Source organism: Pseudomonas sp. GW821-FHT09D08 (assembly GCF_059416305.1).
The window spans coordinates 118,149-135,095 of the sequence record NZ_JBWKOX010000019.1; the positions used below are offsets into that span (position 1 = coordinate 118,149).

The 16,947-nt window shown below is 58.7% G+C and carries 17 protein-coding genes and 1 pseudogene; 9 read left to right on the forward strand and 9 right to left on the reverse strand.

Translation table 11 applies throughout. From position 1 onward, the window contains the following. The first annotated feature begins 29 nt into the window (after window positions 1-29). The 5 genes from AC07OP_RS25620 (at window position 30) to AC07OP_RS25640 (ending at window position 4,485) form a co-directional block, all read left to right on the forward strand. On the forward strand, window positions 30-422 hold the full coding sequence (locus AC07OP_RS25620; protein WP_087694432.1) for an ACT domain-containing protein: 393 nt from the start codon (window positions 30-32) through the stop codon (window positions 420-422). A 111-nt stretch (window positions 423-533) separates the two neighbouring features. Further along, complete coding sequence (gene nudC, locus AC07OP_RS25625; protein ID WP_495102932.1) at window positions 534-1,364, forward strand: NAD(+) diphosphatase; 831 nt, start codon at window positions 534-536, stop codon at window positions 1,362-1,364. A 227-nt stretch (window positions 1,365-1,591) separates the two neighbouring features. After that, window positions 1,592-2,713 (forward strand): Re/Si-specific NAD(P)(+) transhydrogenase subunit alpha, encoded by a 1,122-nt coding sequence (locus AC07OP_RS25630; RefSeq protein WP_495109921.1) that lies wholly within the window; start codon window positions 1,592-1,594, stop codon window positions 2,711-2,713. A 15-nt stretch (window positions 2,714-2,728) separates the two neighbouring features. Further along, window positions 2,729-3,049 (forward strand): NAD(P) transhydrogenase subunit alpha part 2, encoded by a 321-nt coding sequence (locus tag AC07OP_RS25635; protein WP_003220416.1) that lies wholly within the window; start codon window positions 2,729-2,731, stop codon window positions 3,047-3,049. After that, a complete protein-coding gene (locus tag AC07OP_RS25640) occupies window positions 3,049-4,485 on the forward strand; it encodes an NAD(P)(+) transhydrogenase (Re/Si-specific) subunit beta (RefSeq protein WP_027608003.1) in 1,437 nt (478 codons plus the stop codon). The genes AC07OP_RS25635 and AC07OP_RS25640 overlap by 1 nt, the downstream gene beginning before the upstream one ends. 45 nt (window positions 4,486-4,530) lie before the next feature. On the opposite strand, the gene AC07OP_RS25645 is transcribed toward AC07OP_RS25640, so the two are convergent. After that, the gene (locus tag AC07OP_RS25645; RefSeq protein WP_087694427.1) at window positions 4,531-5,358 is read right to left on the reverse strand and encodes an SDR family NAD(P)-dependent oxidoreductase; all 828 of its coding nucleotides are present in this window, start codon (window positions 5,356-5,358) and stop codon (window positions 4,531-4,533) included. 427 nt (window positions 5,359-5,785) lie between these two features. On the opposite strand from AC07OP_RS25645, the gene AC07OP_RS25650 reads away from it, so the two are divergent. From AC07OP_RS25650 to AC07OP_RS25660, 3 genes are all read left to right on the forward strand, one after another. Further along, window positions 5,786-7,144, forward strand: coding sequence for an MFS transporter (locus AC07OP_RS25650; protein WP_495102513.1), 1,359 nt, complete (start codon window positions 5,786-5,788; stop codon window positions 7,142-7,144). A 64-nt stretch (window positions 7,145-7,208) separates the two neighbouring features. Continuing rightward, on the forward strand, window positions 7,209-7,997 hold the full coding sequence (locus tag AC07OP_RS25655; RefSeq protein ID WP_087694425.1) for an aspartate/glutamate racemase family protein: 789 nt from the start codon (window positions 7,209-7,211) through the stop codon (window positions 7,995-7,997). After that, window positions 7,994-8,875, forward strand: coding sequence for a helix-turn-helix domain-containing protein (locus AC07OP_RS25660; protein WP_057432521.1), 882 nt, complete (start codon window positions 7,994-7,996; stop codon window positions 8,873-8,875). Before AC07OP_RS25655 ends, AC07OP_RS25660 begins: the two co-directional genes overlap by 4 nt. Before the next feature lie 45 nt (window positions 8,876-8,920). Here AC07OP_RS25660 and AC07OP_RS25665 read toward each other — a convergent pair whose 3' ends face one another. From AC07OP_RS25665 to AC07OP_RS25695, 7 genes are all read right to left on the reverse strand, one after another. Then, complete coding sequence (locus AC07OP_RS25665; protein ID WP_057432519.1) at window positions 8,921-9,313, reverse strand: Rid family hydrolase; 393 nt, start codon at window positions 9,311-9,313, stop codon at window positions 8,921-8,923. 8 nt (window positions 9,314-9,321) lie between these two features. Then, window positions 9,322-10,671: an MFS transporter gene (locus AC07OP_RS25670; RefSeq protein ID WP_495102514.1), complete on the reverse strand. Its 1,350-nt coding sequence runs from the start codon at window positions 10,669-10,671 to the stop codon at window positions 9,322-9,324. Between the two features lie 89 nt (window positions 10,672-10,760). After that, a complete protein-coding gene (locus AC07OP_RS25675) occupies window positions 10,761-11,474 on the reverse strand; it encodes an SDR family NAD(P)-dependent oxidoreductase (protein WP_087694423.1) in 714 nt (237 codons plus the stop codon). Window positions 11,475-11,488: 14 nt separating this feature from the next. After that, window positions 11,489-12,778 carry a flavin-containing monooxygenase gene (locus AC07OP_RS25680; protein ID WP_087694422.1) on the reverse strand — a complete coding sequence of 430 codons (1,290 nt, stop codon included), beginning with the start codon at window positions 12,776-12,778 and terminating at the stop codon, window positions 11,489-11,491. 124 nt (window positions 12,779-12,902) lie between these two features. Next, on the reverse strand, window positions 12,903-13,829 hold the full coding sequence (locus AC07OP_RS25685; RefSeq protein WP_495102515.1) for a LysR family transcriptional regulator: 927 nt from the start codon (window positions 13,827-13,829) through the stop codon (window positions 12,903-12,905). 759 nt (window positions 13,830-14,588) lie between these two features. Beyond that, complete coding sequence (locus tag AC07OP_RS25690) at window positions 14,589-14,945, reverse strand: type II toxin-antitoxin system RelE/ParE family toxin (protein ID WP_495102516.1); 357 nt, start codon at window positions 14,943-14,945, stop codon at window positions 14,589-14,591. 2 nt (window positions 14,946-14,947) lie between these two features. Next, window positions 14,948-15,238 carry a type II toxin-antitoxin system ParD family antitoxin gene (locus tag AC07OP_RS25695; RefSeq protein ID WP_495102517.1) on the reverse strand — a complete coding sequence of 97 codons (291 nt, stop codon included), beginning with the start codon at window positions 15,236-15,238 and terminating at the stop codon, window positions 14,948-14,950. A 303-nt stretch (window positions 15,239-15,541) separates the two neighbouring features. Here AC07OP_RS25695 and AC07OP_RS25700 point away from each other — a divergent pair, with 303 nt between their 5' ends. After that, window positions 15,542-16,525, forward strand: a complete 984-nt coding sequence (locus AC07OP_RS25700) for a 5'-nucleotidase (protein ID WP_495102589.1) — start codon at window positions 15,542-15,544, stop codon at window positions 16,523-16,525. A gap of 242 nt (window positions 16,526-16,767) precedes the next feature. Here the strand turns inward: AC07OP_RS25700 and AC07OP_RS25705 are convergent. After that, a pseudogene (locus AC07OP_RS25705) lies at window positions 16,768-16,947 on the reverse strand (Arm DNA-binding domain-containing protein); the annotation flags it as partial.

Here is a 16,947-nt window from a genome sequence, read left to right on the forward strand (position 1 = left end):
TTTGTAAACCCCTTCCATTCGGAGATTCCATGAAACTGGTCAAAAGCATTCGCCTGAAAGTACTGCCCGAGCCTTACTCGATTTCTCGACTGGACAGCAAAGCCCCGATCCCTGCCTGGGCAGATGGCGAGGGTTTCGTCAACATCGCGCGCTCGGCCGATGAGCTGTCCATTGTTTGCCATCAGAGTCGCGTGCCCGAGGGCGTAAAAATTGATCGTGACTGGAGTTGCGTGCAGTTCGTGGGGCCTTTTGCGTTTGACGAGACCGGTATTGTCCTGTCTGTCGTGCGCCCACTGACCGAAGCCGGTTTCGGCGTGTTTGTGGTGTCCACCTTTGATGGCGATTTCCTGTTGCTCAAGGCAGACCGGTTCGCCGAAGGGCTTGCAGTGCTACGTGACGCCGGTCATCAGATTCTGGACTGATCCGGTCTCACGTTTTCATCGCGTCACTCATCAGTTGAACACTGCTCCATCAGTGTTCAGCTGACATCAGTTCATCTTCGTTAGCTACAACGGACGAATAGAGAATTCTCCATGTCGCGTCTTTGGACTCCGGTGTTACTTGACCCTCAAATGACACGGCATCAGGTGCTCGTGCATGGCCCTAAAGGCTTTCTAGTGGGGCCGACGGGATTGCTGTTCAGTTATAAATGGGCCTGCACGCAAGGCTTGAAGGTCTTCGCAGAGCACGGTTTGGGTTTTTACGACGATCAGCCGGTTCATTTGTTTGAAGTCAGCCACTGTGATGCAGTATCGGGTTGTTCCTGGCACGCATTGCGTCCCCTGATGCTGGAGCGCGATCTTGAGACCTTCAGAATGCTTGGGTTTGCAGCCCAGATCGGTACGTGGGCGCGCCAGCATCGTTTTTGTGGGGCTTGCGGTTCGCCGACCCAAGCGCTGGCTGATGAAAGGGCCAGGCATTGCGCCGCGTGTGAACTGCGTTACTACCCCAGAATTTCACCTTGCATGATTGTATTGGTGACCCGTGGCGATGAGGTCTTGCTCGCTCGTTCACGAGACTTTCCTCCTGGGCTCTACAGCACACTGGCAGGTTTCGTCGAGCCCGGAGAGTCGATGGAGGCGTGCGTCATTCGTGAAGTCCGCGAGGAAGTCGGGATCGAAGTTGGCGCCATCAAGTACATGGCGAGCCAGTCCTGGCCCTATCCGCATTCGATGATGATGGGCTTCCATGCCGAGTATCTGGCCGGCGAGATTACTCCGCAAATAGAGGAGATCGAGGACGCAGGCTGGTTCAATCTTGATGCCCTGCCAGTGCTTTCGTCGCAACGCTCTATTTCCCGATACCTCATCGAACTCTACCTGGCTCGCAGGAACGGGAAGCCGGATCCCGATTGGCCGAGGTAATCATGGAAAAAACGCACGTCTTCTTCAACAGCGCGTTCGGTTCCGCAAGAGACTAGCACCACTGGCTGAGCGCAGAAGTGTTGATAGGCATAGGGGGCGCGAGGATCGCCAACTGCGCTGACTATAGCCATCGCCTATGGTTGGCACCGTATACGCACTCTTCATCCCGGCAATAACCCGGTGTGATAATCCAACGCTGATAGTCATGGCGGTTGGAGAATAAGAAAGTGCATATTGGAGTACCTCTCGAAACCCAGACCGGTGAAACGCGGGTGGCTGCCACCCCGGAAACCATCAAGAAGCTGATCGGCCAGGGCCATAAGGTCACTGTTCAAAGCGGCGCAGGCCTCAGGGCCAGCATCGTCGACAGTGCCTATGAAGCGGCAGGCGCGACCATTGGCAGTGCCGGCGATGCGTTTGGCGCCGAGCTGATTCTCAAGGTGGTCGCCCCCAGCGACAGCGAACTGGCGCTGATCAAAAGCGGCACCGTGTTGGTGGGCATGCTCAATCCGTTCAGCAACGAAACCATTGCCAAGCTGGCCGAACAGGGCATCACGGCCTTTGCGCTGGAAGCTGCGCCACGTACCTCGCGGGCCCAGAGCCTCGACGTGCTGTCGTCCCAGGCCAACATCGCCGGCTATAAAGCCGTGTTGCTCGCCGCCCATCATTACCCGCGCTTCATGCCGATGCTGATGACCGCCGCCGGTACGGTCAAAGCCGCGCGCGTGCTGATCCTCGGCGCCGGTGTTGCAGGCCTTCAAGCCATCGCCACGGCGAAACGCCTGGGCGCGGTGATCGAAGCATCCGACGTGCGCCCTGCGGTAAAAGAGCAGATCGAATCCCTTGGCGCCAAGTTCGTCGACGTCCCCTACGAAACCGACGAAGAACGTGAATGCGCCGTCGGTGTCGGCGGCTACGCGCGCCCGATGCCCAGCAGCTGGATGCAACGCCAGGCGTTGGCCGTGCACGAACGCGCCAAGCAGGCCGACATTGTCATCACCACCGCCCTGATCCCCGGCCGCAAGGCGCCGACGCTGCTCAGCGCCGACACCGTCGCGCAGATGAAGCCCGGCTCGGTGGTCATCGACCTCGCTGCCGCCCAGGGCGGTAACTGCCCGCTGACCGTCGCCGACCAGGTGGTGGTGGAGAACGGCGTAATCATCTGCGGCCCGACCAACCTCGCCGGCGCCGTCGCCGCCGATGCGTCGGCCTTGTATGCGCGCAACCTGCTGGACTTCCTGAAGCTGGTCTTCAACAAGGAAGGGCAGTTTGAAATCAACCTCGAAGACGACATCGTCGCCGCGTGCCTCATGTGCCGCGACGGCCAAGTCATCCGCAAAAACGCCTAAGCAGGGATTCAGACGATGGAAGAGCTTATCTCCCCCGGTATCTACAACCTGATCATCTTTGTGCTGGCGATTTATGTCGGTTACCACGTGGTCTGGAACGTAACGCCCGCACTGCACACACCGTTGATGGCAGTGACGAACGCCATTTCAGCGATTGTGATTGTCGGCGCCATGCTCGCTGCAGCGCTGACTGTTACGCCACTGGGCAAGACCATGGGCACCCTGGCTGTGGCCCTCGCAGCCGTGAACGTGTTCGGCGGTTTCCTGGTAACTCGCAGGATGCTGGAGATGTTCAAGAAGAAAGCCCCGAAAGCAAAAGAAGAGGCGCCGAAGTAATGAGCATGAATCTGGTGACGACGCTGTACCTGATCGCGTCGATCTGCTTTATCCAGGCCCTCAAAGGCCTGTCGCATCCCACTACGTCGCGACGCGGCAACCTGTTCGGCATGCTCGGCATGGCGCTGGCGGTACTCACGACCGTGGGCCTGATCTATAAGCTCGGCGCTGAGCTGGCCACCGCCGGTATCGGCTACGTGATCGTCGGCCTGCTGGTCGGCGGCACCGCCGGCTCGATCATGGCCAAGCGCGTAGAAATGACCAAGATGCCCGAACTGGTCGCCTTCATGCACAGCATGATCGGCCTGGCCGCGGTGTTTATCGCGATTGCCGCCGTGGTCGAGCCGCAGTCCCTGGGCATCGTCAAACACCTGGGCGATGCGATCCCGGCGGGCAACCGCCTGGAGCTGTTCCTCGGCGCGGCCATCGGTGCGATTACCTTCTCCGGCTCGGTGATCGCATTCGGCAAGCTCTCGGGCAAGTACAAGTTCCGCCTGTTCCAAGGCGCACCGGTACAGTTTGGCGGCCAGCACAAGATCAACCTGGTACTCGGCCTCGCAACCCTGGGCCTGGGCCTGGCGTTCATGTTCACCGGCAACCTCACCGCCTTTGCGCTGATGCTGGCATTGGCGTTCGTGCTCGGCGTGCTGATCATCATCCCAATCGGCGGCGCGGATATGCCGGTTGTTGTGTCGATGCTTAACAGCTACTCCGGCTGGGCAGCGGCGGGCATCGGCTTCTCGCTGAACAACTCGATGCTGATCATTGCCGGTTCGCTGGTGGGTTCAAGCGGTGCGATCCTGTCGTACATCATGTGCAAGGCGATGAACCGCTCCTTCTTTAATGTACTGCTCGGCGGTTTCGGCAATGCGCCGGATGCCGGTGCCGCAGCAGGCTCTAAAGAAGCACGCCCGGTAAAATCCGGCTCAGCCGACGACGCCACGTTCCTGCTGACCAACGCCGACACCGTGATCATCGTTCCAGGCTATGGCCTGGCAGTGGCACGGGCACAGCATGCCCTGAAGGAACTGACCGAGAAACTGACCCACCGTGGCGTGACCGTGAAATACGCGATCCACCCGGTGGCCGGCCGTATGCCTGGGCATATGAACGTCCTGCTGGCCGAGGCGGAAGTGCCTTACGACCAGGTGTTCGAGATGGAGGATATCAACTCCGAATTCGGCCAGGCTGACGTGGTGCTGGTGCTGGGCGCGAACGACGTGGTCAACCCGGCCGCCAAGAACGACCCCAACTCGCCGATTGCCGGCATGCCGATCCTGGAAGCGTTCAAGGCCAAGACCATCATCGTCAACAAGCGCTCGATGGCCAGTGGTTACGCCGGGCTGGATAACGAACTGTTCTACCTGGACAAGACCATGATGGTCTTCGGTGATGCCAAGAAGGTCATCGAAGATATGGTCAAGGCCGTCGAGTAGAAAAACCGGCCTATGCCAGGCCGGTTTTTTATTCATGAACCGGGGTTACTTTGCGGTTGCTGCAAACCCCGGGCGTGGGATCTTACCCATCAACATGCAGGACAGACCGCCGCTCACATCCATCTCGGTGCCGCTGATATACGAAGAGCGATCACTGAGCAGAAACAGCACGGCGTTGGCGATGTCTTCGGGCGTGCCGATGCGCTGCGTCGCGGTAAAGGCTTCACGCGCTTGCGTGATGCCTGGATGGTCGTAGTAGGCGGCCGTCAGTGCCGTGCGAATCATCCCAGGCGCCACGCAATTGCTCCGAATGCCAAACGGCCCCCATTCCACCGCCAGTTGCTTGGACAAGGCCTCCACAGCAGCCTTGCTCGGCGAATAGGCGCCGCTGTAAGGCTGTGGGTTTTGCGCAGAAATCGAGCTGATATGCACGATGCTACCTGCACCCGTCTCACGCATCAGGCGCCCGAACTCACGGGCGCAGAGCAGGTAGCCATTGAGGTTGACCGACAGCAGGGCATTCCAGTCGATCAGTTCGATTTCGGCCAGGTTGGCTGCGCGCAGAATACCGGCGGCGTTAACCAATGCATCACAGCCGCCAAACTCCTGGGCGACACGTTCGGCGGCGGCCTTGACCTGCAACTCGTCGGCGATATCACAGGCGATACTCAAGCTGCGGCCGGGGTAGTCGTTCAAAGACTGCTGCAACTGTTCACACCCCTGCAGGTTGCGATCCAGAAGCACCACATGGGCGCCGCTTTCGGCCAACGCGCTGACAGTCGAGGCACCAATGCCGCTGGCTGCGCCGTTGACGACACAGACCTTGCCAGCGATGCCGAGCCAATCAGTATGAAGGGGGGAGGGCGTTGTCATTGTTGTATCTCCAGAGATTCATCGCGCAAAGGACGCAACGACGCCTGTAGTTTTCATGAGTCACCCGGTGAAAATAAGGGCAAAAAACGGCGCAAAATTGCACTTTTTCTAACTGCCCCTGAAAAACTCGCACCCTCCCTGTATCGATGAACTGCCACGAGATAGACGGTTTTCGCGCGCAAAGACGGGCAGGCTGACTGCACCGTCAGGTATAGGGGTTCCCTATAGGGTCCACTGGATTCGCCCTGTTCATCCGCTCGCAAAAAGGGCGCAACAATGCGCCACGGGCTCCTGGTCACTCCGTACTCACGGGCTGGACACCTCGCAGAAGATTGCAGCCAAGACTCGATCCTGCCGCGTCCAACCCTGAGTGATCGACCCGTCCACCACTCTGCCACGAACTACAATAATTTCAGAGGCGTGCACCATGAACGGTACATCGACAGCAGCCCCCGGCCTGATCGACGGGCAGGCGGGTAATGACCCCCATGCGCAACAAACAGACAAGTCCAACAGCAAACCCTTGAATAAAGCCGTGCTCGGCGTGACGCTGGGCAATATGGTGGAGTGGTTTGACTTCGCGCTGTATTCGTCGATGGCGGTATTGATCGGCGACATCTTCTTTCACAGTGAAAGCCGCACTACACAGCTGATCGCCATCTACGCGACCTTCGCCGCCGGGTTCCTGATGCGGCCGTTGGGCAGTCTGGTCTTCGGCCCCATTGGCGACCGCTATGGGCGCCGTGCAGCGCTCACCTTGAGCATTGCACTGATGGCGGTGGCAACTTTCTGCATTGCGTTGATCCCTTCCTACGAAAGCATCGGGATAGCAGCGCCCATCTTGTTGGTGGCGATGCGCATGCTCCAGGGGTTGTCGACTGGGGGCGAGTACGGCGGTTCGGTGATTTTCATCGCCGAACACGCGCCGGATAAAAGCCGCAGTTTCCTCACCAGTTGGCTGGAGGTCGGCATCCTTTCCGGTTTCCTGCTCGGCGGCGTGGTGGTCAGCGCCCTGATGCTTGCCCTTGGTGAAGAAACCATGCGTGCCTGGGGCTGGCGCGTGCCGTTTGTGATCGGTGGTTTGCTCGGCATGATCGCTCTGTACCTGCGCCTGAACCTTGAAGAAACCCCAATCTTCAAAGAGCTGCAAGAGAACGAACGCAAACAGGTGGCCAACAAACGCAGCCTGCTGTCGATGCTGGTGGATGAGTGGCCCAACCTGGTCAAGAGCATGGGCCTGGTGGCGATCTACAACGTTTGCTACTACGTGGTGCTGGGCTACATCCCCGGCTACCTGACTAACGAACTGGGCTACTCCTCCAGCTTCGGCAGCGTGTTGGGGATGGTCGGCACATTGAGCATGCTGTTGTTGGTGCCGTTCTCCGGTTTGCTGGCTGATCGGGTAGGGCGCAAGCGCTTGATCGCGCTGGGTTGCATCCTGCTGATCGTATTTTCGATCCCGGCCTTCACGATGCTGCAAACCCACAACGTGGTGCTGGTGTATGTCGCGGTGCTCGGTCTGCTGGTTGCGCAGTTACTGTTTGAAGGCGCGATGGGCGCCACGCTGGTGTCGCTGTTCAAGGCACCGGTGCGTTTCAGTGCCTTGGCCCTGAGCTACAACCTGTCGGTGTCGTTGTTCGGCGGCACTGCGCCGTTGGTCAATACCTGGCTGATCGGCCAGACCGGCAACACCATGATCCCGGCTTACTACTTGATCGGCGCCGCCGTGGTGGGGCTGATCGCGATTCTGATGACCGAAGACCGCACCGGTAAACCGATGCCCTGAAGCTGTTTCCTCATTTACCGGCGGCCAGGGCTGCCGGTTTTTTTTGTCTACAGGAAGACTCGCGATGAAACTCTGCTGGATACACCCCACGGGCCGCAATGCGGCCCTTGAACCGTTGTGGAACATCATTCACCAGAGCGTGGGCGCGGCCGTGGCGCCGGGTGTGCAACTGGACTTTCGTTTTCTCGATAACAGCGGCGGCTTCACCCGTTCGCTCTACGCCGAACACCTGAATTCGGTGCTGATGGTGGAAGCGGCAATCCAGGCCCAGGCCGACGGCTACGACGGTGTGTTTCTCGGTTGCTGGAACGACCCGTTATGGGAGGCGCGAGAAATGCTCGACATTCCGGTGGCTTCGGTGGGCGAACAATCGATGTTGGCGGCGCTCGCCATGGGCCAGCGCTTTGCGGTGATCACCGTGTCGGATAAAACCGCCGTGGCCATCGAGCGCGACATCGTCGGCTATGGCCTGAGTGAGCGCTGTATTCGCCAACCTGTTCGTTCGATACAACCGTTCTCCAACCTGGAGTTATTGCTGGAAGCGACTCACTCGCCGCAGACGAGCTTTATCCCACGCCTGGAAGCCGTGGCGCAGCAGTGCATTGCCGAGGGTGCGGACGTGATCCTGGTGGGCTGTGCCTATTACGGGCCGTTGCTGCGGCGCATCGGCTACCGCCAGGTCACGGGCACTCAAGTGCCGGTGGTGGACTCGTCCACCGTGGCCCTCAAATACCTCGAAGCCATGGTGGGCATTGCCCAGTGCAGCGGTGTGGTGAAGAGTACGGCGAACCTGTTCGCCGGCATCGATGCGGCTTCCATCGCCCAGGCACGCAGGGCCCTGGGCCTGCTATGAGGGCATTGCCCGATGCGTTACAGCGCACGGTGCCGACCTTCAAACTCTACGGTGAGATACTGCCGTGGGCCTCACCAGAGCCGCTGCACAGCGAATTGATCTGTGATCGCAGCGGCCGCCTGGACTGGCATATTCCCAATCATCGTCACGCCGACCTGGTGCACTTTGTGTACCTGCGCAGCGGTGCTTTGGTGGTGCAACTGGAGGCCGCCCGGCATGCCTTGAGCGGGCCAGCCTTGATTGTGGTGCCGGTGATGGCGATCCATGGTTTTGACTTGGAGCCGGGTGCGGACGGTTATTCGGTCGCCATCCAGAAAACCTTTCTCGATGAACTCATCGCCCCCGGCGAGGCATTTGCCCGGGGCCAGCACTATCGGCTTGCCGATCATCCCCAGGTCGGTGTGCTCGATGCCTTGTTCAGCTTGCTGCATAACGAGTACACCGGCTCCGCCATGGGCCGCGATGCTGCGCTGCAAGGCGTGGTTCAAGTGCTGGCGGTACAGATCGGGCGCCTGTCGGATAGCGGCGGAGCACCGCCGCGCGTGGACAGCAAAGGCCTGCACCACTTGCAGCGCTTCCAGAAACGCGTCGAGCAATGCTTTAAGCAACACGTGGCCATCGAAGTCCTGGCCAATGAGTTGGGCATTACCGGCACTTATCTGAATCAGGTGTGCCAACGCCTGACGGGCAGCAGTGCGCTGCATATCCTGCATAACCGCTTGATGCTGGAAGCCCGCCGCTTGCTGATCTACACCACCTTGACCATCAGCCAGGTGGCTGATGAGTTGGGCTTTGACGACCCTGCGTATTTCACACGGTTTTTCAAGCGCCATGCGGCGATCTCGCCGAAGGCTTTCCGCCAAAAACGCGGCGCATAAAAAAGGCCGCGACAGATGCGCGGCCCCTTGGCTTAACCGAGCGGTTTACTCGGCGACGATCGCGTAGGTTTCGATTTCAACTTTCTGCCATGGGCGCAGCATCGAATCCACTTGGATCAGGCTGCTGGCCGGGCGAATGGCGTCGAACACTTCGCTGTGGGCCTTGGCCACCGGCGTCGCATCGTTGATGTCACGCAGGTAGACCACGGTGCGAACCACGTCTGCGGCGCTCATGCCGGCTTCGGCCAGCACCTTGTTCACGGTCACCAGGATGGCCTGGGCCTGCTCGTAGGCATTGCTGTGCTCGTAGTCGGGCGAGGCGCAGGTGCCGGAGATATGCAGGTGGTTGCCGACGCGCACGGCGCGGGAATAACCGAACACGGACTCGTACTGGCCGCCGGAGGAGATGTTTTGGCGAGGTGCGGTTTTGCTGGTCATGGTAGTTCTCATTTTGGGAGGGGTTGGCCGGTGGAGTCTTTGACGAACAGGATCGACACCAGGCCGATCACGGCGCCGGCAATCAGGTACCAGGCCGGGATCATCTGGTTGCCGGTGGCAGAAATCAGCCAGGTGTTGATCAAGGGCGCCGTGCCGCCGAACAGCGACACGGCGATGTTGTAGCTCAGGGCCAGGGCGCTGAAGCGTACGCGGGCGGAAAACAGCGACGTCATGGTTGCCGGCATGGCGCCTTCGAAGAACAGCTGGGACAGCGTCAGGATCAACAACGCCGCCAGCAGGAACGCCGCGTTGCCGGTGTGCAGCAACATAAAGCAGGGGAACGCCATCACGATCAGCAGCACGCAGCCACTGATGATCATGCGATTACGCCCCAAGCGGTCGGCGAGCAAGCCGGACACGGGGATCAGCACCAGCATGAACAGGGTGGCGGTCATGCCCAGGGACATGGCGAACGATTTGCTGTAGCCCAGCACGTTTTCCAGGTAGCCGGGGATGTAGCCGAGGATGATGTAGTAGGTGACATTGAACACCATCACCAAGCCCATGCATTGCAGGATCTTTGGCCACTCATTGACCAACAGGCTGAACAGGCTTTGTTTGGGAGTGTTGGCTTTGTGCAGTTTTTCGCTGGCCTGGATTTCCTTGAACACTGGGGTTTCTTCCAGGCCCAGGCGCAGGTACAGCGCGATCAAACCGAGCAATCCACCGATTGCGAAGGGCACGCGCCAGCCCCAGTCCTGCATGACTTCATCACCCAAGCCGAGGGTAAACAGGCTGACCACTGCACCGCCGAGCAAGAACCCGGAGATATTGCCGAACTCCAGCCAACTGGTGAAAAAACTGCGGCGTTTGTCGGGCGAGTGTTCGGCGATAAAGGTGCAGGAACCGCCATATTCGCCACCTGTGGAGAGGCCTTGCAGCAGACGCATCAGAATCAGCAGGATGGGCGCGGCCACGCCGATGCTGGCATGGCTGGGGATCAATGCAATGGCAAACGTGGCGATGGCCATCAGGCTGATGCTCAGCGACAACGCGGTACGCCGCCCGTATTTGTCGCCAATCGGCCCGAATACCAGGCTGCCCAAGGGGCGGATGAGAAAGCCGGCGGCGAAGGTGGCGTAGATCGCCAGCAATTGCGTGGTTGGGTTGTCGTCGTGGAAAAACGTTTTGCCAATGATGCCGGCAAGGGAGGAGTACAGCGCAAAGTCGAACCATTCGACCATGTTGCCCAGCGTCACGCCGACCACCGCTTTGGTCAGGCGTTTGCGAGCAGGTTGGGCCGGCGCACGCTCGGCGGAATAATCAGGTGAAATCGAGGAAGCGTAAACTTCGCCCATGATATTGCCCTCTGGAATAATTGTAGTGAGGCAGCAGTCAATAGGGAGTCAGGCCCACGTCTAACGCGTGGGGCCTGAGATACAGCGGATCAGCGCATAAATACACCACCGGCGATGCACAGCGATTCACCGGTGACATAGCCCGGCTTGGCGCTCAGTTGCCAGACCCAATCAGCGATCTCTTCAACCCGTGCCGCACGCTTGAGTGGGATCGACGCCACCGCCGCTTCAATGCGGCCACCCGCGCGGGTGCCTTCGGTGTCAACCCAGCCTGGGGCGAGGGCGTTGACCACGATGTTGTCATCCGCCAGCTCAATGGCCAGCGAGCGCGTCATCGCCACCACGGCGGCCTTCGAGGCGCTGTAGAGCAACTGGTTCTTGGACACGGTAAACGCATCCACCGAGGCGAAGAATACAATCGCGCCACCGCCGGCGGCCTTGAGATGGCGACTGCCGATACGCGCAATGTTCAGCGAGCCAAGCACGTTGATGTCAAAAATCTTGCGGTACAAGGCTTCGCTGAAGCTTTCCAGGGACGAGGTGGGGAAGATCCCTGCCGCGTTGATCACCGCCTTGAGCGGTGCCTTGCCGTCGAGGGCCGCGTCGATGGCGTCGGTCAGGCTATCTTCGCGGGTGATGTCGCCGACCACGGGCGAGAACAGGGCGCTTGCAGGCTGCTTGCTCGGCGTCACATCGACGGCGACCACGTGCCAGCCTTCATCCTGAAAGCGTTGTGCGACGGCCTGGCCCATGCCGGAGGAGGTGCCTGTGATGATGACGCTGGCGTTTGGTGCAGTGCTCATAATTAGGGTTCCGATCAGGCGAGTTGAGGTTTTGGGGCAGGGGTCGGCAGGGCCAGTTCGAGGACGTCGAGTTGGTTCTGGGTTTCCTGGTAGTTGGCCAGCCATTCCCGTTTGACGATGTCGATGCGCGAGTCGGCGGTTTGCAATTGGGCGAACTTGGCGGCGAGGCCTTTCATCCCGGCTGCGCGCAGTTTGAGGAAGCGCATCACCAGCTTGGTCTGTTCGCAGTACACCGGCCATTGCGGGCCACGCGGCGCGCCCAGGCCGATGTAGAACAGGCCTTCAAGGTTGGTCGGCAGGGTCATGGCGGCGGTGCGCAGTGGGGCGCCATCACGCCATTGCAGCAGGCTTTCGTCGAGGAACGGCAGGCGCGTGTTGAAGCCGGTGGCCCACAGGATGGTGTCGTAATCGGCCTGGCTGCCATCGGTGAACGTGACGGTCTTGCCCTCGATGGTGTCGATGCCCGGCGCCACCTTGATACGGCCGTGCTGGATCCAGTACAGCAGCAGGGTGTTGACCACCGGCGGTTGGGCGTCCAGGTCGTAGGTTTCCGGTGCGGGCATGCCAGGGTAGTTCTTGTGGGTGCCGACACTGGCCATGATCAGCATGTTCATGATCATGTTTTGCTGCTCCGGTGCCAGTTGGCCGAGCAACGGCAACTCGCCGCGAGGCAGGCCGAACACGGTCTTGGGCTGGAACAACTGGCCCCGGCGGATGGCGATGGTGGTGTCCAGGCGTGCCTGGGCGGCATCCACTGCCAGGTCGCACCCAGAGTTGCCGAAGCCGACCACCAGCACTTTGCCTTTGATCTGCTGCACGTTTCGGTATTCACCGGAGTGGATCGACACGCCGGTAAAGCGCTTGCCGACTTCCGGCACTTTGCAGTCCCACAAGTGCCCGTTCGCGACCAGCACCCCGGCATAGCGCTTGTTGGTGCCATCGGCGAGGGTCACATCCCAGCCGGCTTCGCCGTTGTCGCCCAGGGGCTTGATGGTGCTGACAGCGGTGTTGAAGGTGATTTTTTCGCGCAGACCAAACTGGTCGGTGTACGCGTTCATGTAGGTCTGGATCTGATCGCGGCTTGGGTACACCGGGTAGTCGGCGGGCATGGGGAACCCATCGAAAAACGAACTGCTCTTGGGCGTGATCAGGTGCAGCGCATCGTAGTCGGTGTTCCAGTGGCCGCCGATGTGCGCGGACTTTTCGAAACAGTCCACCTGAAAACCTGCGTCAGTCAGGGTCTTCAAGGCAGCAAGGCCTGCGGCGCCGGCACCAATGATGCAGTAGCGTGGTTGATTGGACATTATGACTCCCCATTACTCAAACGTTGGAAGCGCCTATTGTTGGCGTCCGTGGAATGAGTATCGGGTCAAGGACCAAGCGGATGAATGGGGCAAGTCATGTGCTTCCTATAGGCATCGCCTATAGCTAAAACGACTCCAGGTGCGCGTAACGGCTCTGGATGCGACTCAAGTGCGTGCGCATCAGGTTGAGCAGCACGCGGGTGGGCGGCGAGATGGGCGTGTCGTGGCGATGGATGAAGCCAAATACTTCAAAAATCGCAGGGGTGATGGGCGCCCAGCCCAGGCGATCATTGAAGCCCAGGTGGTGCAGGATCGGCCGGGTCGCGATCACATCGCCCAAGCCGCGCGCAGCCAATTCGAAGCCGGTGATCTGGTGTTCGACCTCAATGATCGGGTCCAACACTTCTCCACCTTTGGCTGCCAGTTGCGCCAGCAGACGGCGAATCGGGTCGGCAGAGCGCCAACGCGCCTCGGTAAGAATCAGCGGCGCCACCGCCAGGTCATTGATGGTTTTCGGCCCCTTGAGGCGTTCGGGGTCAGCACTGATATACCCGACCTGGGCTGACCACACGGGCTCGCTCACCGTCAGGTTCTGCTGCTTGATGGGCAGCATCACCAGCCCCGCTTCAATCTCCCCCTGGCTGACCAGTTCGGCGATCTCCGAGGAGTTGTAGCCGACGATCTTGATGCGCATATCCGGGTGCAGGGTGCGGAACTCTTCGATCAAGTCGGTGAGGAAGTAGTGATGCGCGGTGCCGAAGGTACCGAAACTGGCAACCCCACCGGACAACTCCCGCACGGCCTGGACTGCCTCATATCCCTGCCGCGCTGAGGTCGCCATGCCTTGGGCAAACGGCTGCAGACGCCTACCGGCCTCGGTCAGCATCAAACGGCGGTTGGTGCGGATAAACACATGAGTGCCCAGATGTTCCTCCAACCGCAGGATCTGTTCGGACAGCGAGGGCTGAGAAATATGCAGGCTCTCGGCGGCCTTGGAAAACGTGCCGTGCTCGATGGCGGCGAGGAAGTAGTTGAGCTGTTGCAGTGTCATAGGGCTGACCATCACCAAATTTTGCACAACATGGCACACATCTGATGGATCGCGAAACAGCTTGGGATCTTTCCTCTGAATCGTCGTTCAGCTGCATTTAGCAGCAGAAATGATCACACCGAATAGCCTGCCCGATAACGCCTAAAGACTCTCAGGGTCCCCGAAAAACATTTTGACTGGGCTCTAGGACAATATTTTCAGCTCAAAAAATCTAAAATATGCCCCCAGATTTGCCCCCGCTCGCACCGGGTGTGCGAGCGATCGCGAATGGCGATTTCTGACACGGACCTCGGTGGCCGTGGCTGGTATTCAGTGCGCCTCCGTATACTGGATGAGCAACCCGTATCTGGCAAACCCTTGCTTGTTCGGAAGAGTGCATGGGTAATGAGTCGATACCTTTAAGCGGTGTTGTCGGGTGTGTTTTTCAGCACCTATCCTGAAATTGACTCGCACGCGAAGTGTTCGTGCTCTGCGTGATGTTGCCAAGGCGCTGGTCGCCATGGGCATCGATACACGTGCCCATCGAGAGCGGGAGCGTAATGTTAGGCGCCTGGTCACGAAAACACTTTAGAAGCGGTTGTTCAGCATTGAAGTGGTACGCAAAGTTGAACATCGTGTTTCTGGTCTTGGGTCTCGATAGTCAGGTTAGGTCCAAAACCTCCCGCTTCAATTGGCTGCCGAGTCGACTGACAGCGAGGGCGATGGGGCACCTTACCTTCGCTGTTCATGGCCAGTTAGCCCTTTGGGCTAGCTCGGTGATCAGTCATTAGGCAAGTGCAACTGCACTTCCATGGCGTCATGAAGGAGTCTGACGACCTCGATCACGTCGTCGTTTGCCACACGATAGAACACGATATGGCGTGGGCTTTTGACCGTTCCATGGGTTTGTTTGGCCTGCTGGCGTGAATAGATGAGGTGATAGCTGCGAAGGCCCGGTACAAGCTCATCGCGGTCGTGGCTGCCAATGCGATAAGGCGTGTCGGCAAGCGCTTGCAGCGCCGCGAGGATCAGTGCCTGGTAGCGCTGGCGTGCTTGATCGCCGAACTGTGTCTGGGAGAGCCTGAGGATGTCAACAATGTCGGCGCGCGCCGGGTTGGAAATCCGATACTGCGGCATGCTCAGTGTTTCTCGCGCGCGGAGAGGGTTGCCTCCAGGCTCAAGCCCTCGAGGTAGTGCTCCAGATCTCCTTCGTTCACCTGAGTAGAGCGCCCGCGCTCAAGATCCATGATGCCGATTGAGGTCGCTTGACGAAGTGCTTCAATTTTGGCGGCGTCTTCGGCGACGCGCTGCTCCAATAAACGTAAACCTTCTCGCATCACTTCGCTGGCATTCTGATAACGGCCGGACTGCACCAGGTCATGGATAACTTGTTCCTGGTGAGGGGTGAGCACAACGTTTCGCGTCGCCATAACTAGCTCCAGTTCCATGCAAACAGGTACTTTTGATTGTTGGCATATTATGCCATTTTCGTTCAGGAGAATAGTTTGGGGCCGACATTCGGCGATCAGGTGATGGCTGACTCGGCGCTAATCAGCAAGATTCAAAGTGATCCACCCATTAATAAAACAACCTGTAGATTGATTTGAAGATTGATATGCCTGACTGTGCGTGGGAGGAGGCGCGCGATGTGTGCTTCTTGATCCGCCCTGAAATCGAGCGGCATGTTCGATGCCCATCAATATTTGCGTTTAGAGGCATCAAGAGAGGTTCCAATGCCCTACGAGTTAGAAAATCGCCTGGTGATCGGCGTCGCTTCCAGCGCTGTGTTTGATTTGCTGGCATCGGACGCAGTATTTCAGAGTCAGGGGGAGGAGGAGTACCGCAAGTTTCAGCAAAAAAATCTTCACGACCCGCTTCCTAAGGGGATAGCGTTCCCCTTCATCAAGCGCTTACTGTCAGTGAATGACCTTAGCGTCGATCCTACGGATCCGCTCGTCGAGGTAATACTTCTTTCGCGCAATGATCCCGACACTGGGCTGCGCGTGCTGAAGACTATCGAGCATTATGGCCTTGGGATGACAAGGGCGATTTTTATGCAGGGAAAATGCCCTTATGAATACATACCAGCACTGAATATCGCTTTATTTTTGTCGGGTGACAAAAAAGACGTGGAAGCGGCAATCAAGGCCGGGTACCCGGCTGGCCAGGTGCTCGATTCAAAATTTGAAGACGACGAAGCTGATAAAACCCTACGTATCGCATTCGACTTTGACGGCGTACTCGCCGGCGATGAGTCCGAAACAATCATGCAGGCCTCTGGGTTGTCTGAGTTCCATGCGCACGAAGTGAAAAACGTTATGCAGCCCCATAACCCGGGGCCGCTGAAGGAGTTCATGGTGCGGATATCCAAAATCCAGTCGGTCGAGGAGAAGCACAAAAAGCTCAATCCTAAATACGAAAACCGCATACGCGTCTCGATCGTCACAGCCCGCAATGCTCCGTCTCATGAGCGTGCGATGAATACACTCAAGAGTTGGGGTGTCATGGCCAATGACGCATTCTTCCTGGGTGGCATAGAGAAAGGCAAAATTTTAGGCGTATTGAAACCACACATCTTCTTCGATGACCAATCAGGGCACCTTAAATCGACTAGCGCCGTTGCGCCATCCGTGCACATTCCTTTCGGCATCACCAACCATGTCGCTACTGTGGATGCGCTAGAGCCTGAAGCGGATCAGGTCCAGCAGGTGGTGTAACACGGTGGCTTGAGCGCGTAGTACTACAGGAACTCGTATCGGTTCTGTACTGCGTACCCGTTCCAGCACTCGATCATGCGGAATTCCGCAGCAGAGGCGAATTTACGCTTTTTCAGGAACTAGCGGCACTTGACGATGGGGTTGTCGTCAGCCACTCGCTACCTTGGCTACGCGGCCGGACAAAGCGGGTGTACTCGCAGGATCTGCAGGACTACCTACGAGTTTGCTTAGATAGGAGGCACCTTGAGCTCCAAACGTTTGGCTCGTGCATCTGTCAGGCTGACAACAGGATAATTGCCGAAAGCCGTGGGTCCTTGCTTGCCATTGAATTTGGTATATCGAAAGCGCCATCCCTTTCGGCCGTTAGGCTGGATTAGCAGAAAAAGACCATCACCATCGAACAGACCGTATGGGCGATCTTT

Excerpts from the sequence above, each read along its gene's own strand:
- AC07OP_RS25620 (WP_087694432.1), top strand. The coding sequence starts at position 30 with ATGAAACTGGTCAAAAGCATTCGCCTGAAAGTACTGCCCGAGCCTTAC.
- nudC (WP_495102932.1), top strand. The coding sequence starts at position 534 with ATGTCGCGTCTTTGGACTCCGGTGTTACTTGACCCTCAAATGACACGG.
- AC07OP_RS25635 (WP_003220416.1), top strand. The coding sequence starts at position 2,729 with ATGGAAGAGCTTATCTCCCCCGGTATCTACAACCTGATCATCTTTGTG.
- AC07OP_RS25640 (WP_027608003.1), top strand. The coding sequence starts at position 3,049 with ATGAGCATGAATCTGGTGACGACGCTGTACCTGATCGCGTCGATCTGC.
- AC07OP_RS25645 (WP_087694427.1), bottom strand. The coding sequence starts at position 5,358 with ATGACAACGCCCTCCCCCCTTCATACTGATTGGCTCGGCATCGCTGGC.
- AC07OP_RS25650 (WP_495102513.1), top strand. The coding sequence starts at position 5,786 with ATGAACGGTACATCGACAGCAGCCCCCGGCCTGATCGACGGGCAGGCG.
- AC07OP_RS25655 (WP_087694425.1), top strand. The coding sequence starts at position 7,209 with ATGAAACTCTGCTGGATACACCCCACGGGCCGCAATGCGGCCCTTGAA.
- AC07OP_RS25660 (WP_057432521.1), top strand. The coding sequence starts at position 7,994 with ATGAGGGCATTGCCCGATGCGTTACAGCGCACGGTGCCGACCTTCAAA.
- AC07OP_RS25665 (WP_057432519.1), bottom strand. The coding sequence starts at position 9,313 with ATGACCAGCAAAACCGCACCTCGCCAAAACATCTCCTCCGGCGGCCAG.
- AC07OP_RS25670 (WP_495102514.1), bottom strand. The coding sequence starts at position 10,671 with ATGGGCGAAGTTTACGCTTCCTCGATTTCACCTGATTATTCCGCCGAG.
- AC07OP_RS25675 (WP_087694423.1), bottom strand. The coding sequence starts at position 11,474 with ATGAGCACTGCACCAAACGCCAGCGTCATCATCACAGGCACCTCCTCC.
- AC07OP_RS25680 (WP_087694422.1), bottom strand. The coding sequence starts at position 12,778 with ATGTCCAATCAACCACGCTACTGCATCATTGGTGCCGGCGCCGCAGGC.
- AC07OP_RS25685 (WP_495102515.1), bottom strand. The coding sequence starts at position 13,829 with ATGACACTGCAACAGCTCAACTACTTCCTCGCCGCCATCGAGCACGGC.
- AC07OP_RS25690 (WP_495102516.1), bottom strand. The coding sequence starts at position 14,945 with ATGCCGCAGTATCGGATTTCCAACCCGGCGCGCGCCGACATTGTTGAC.
- AC07OP_RS25695 (WP_495102517.1), bottom strand. The coding sequence starts at position 15,238 with ATGGCGACGCGAAACGTTGTGCTCACCCCTCACCAGGAACAAGTTATC.
- AC07OP_RS25700 (WP_495102589.1), top strand. The coding sequence starts at position 15,542 with ATGCCCTACGAGTTAGAAAATCGCCTGGTGATCGGCGTCGCTTCCAGC.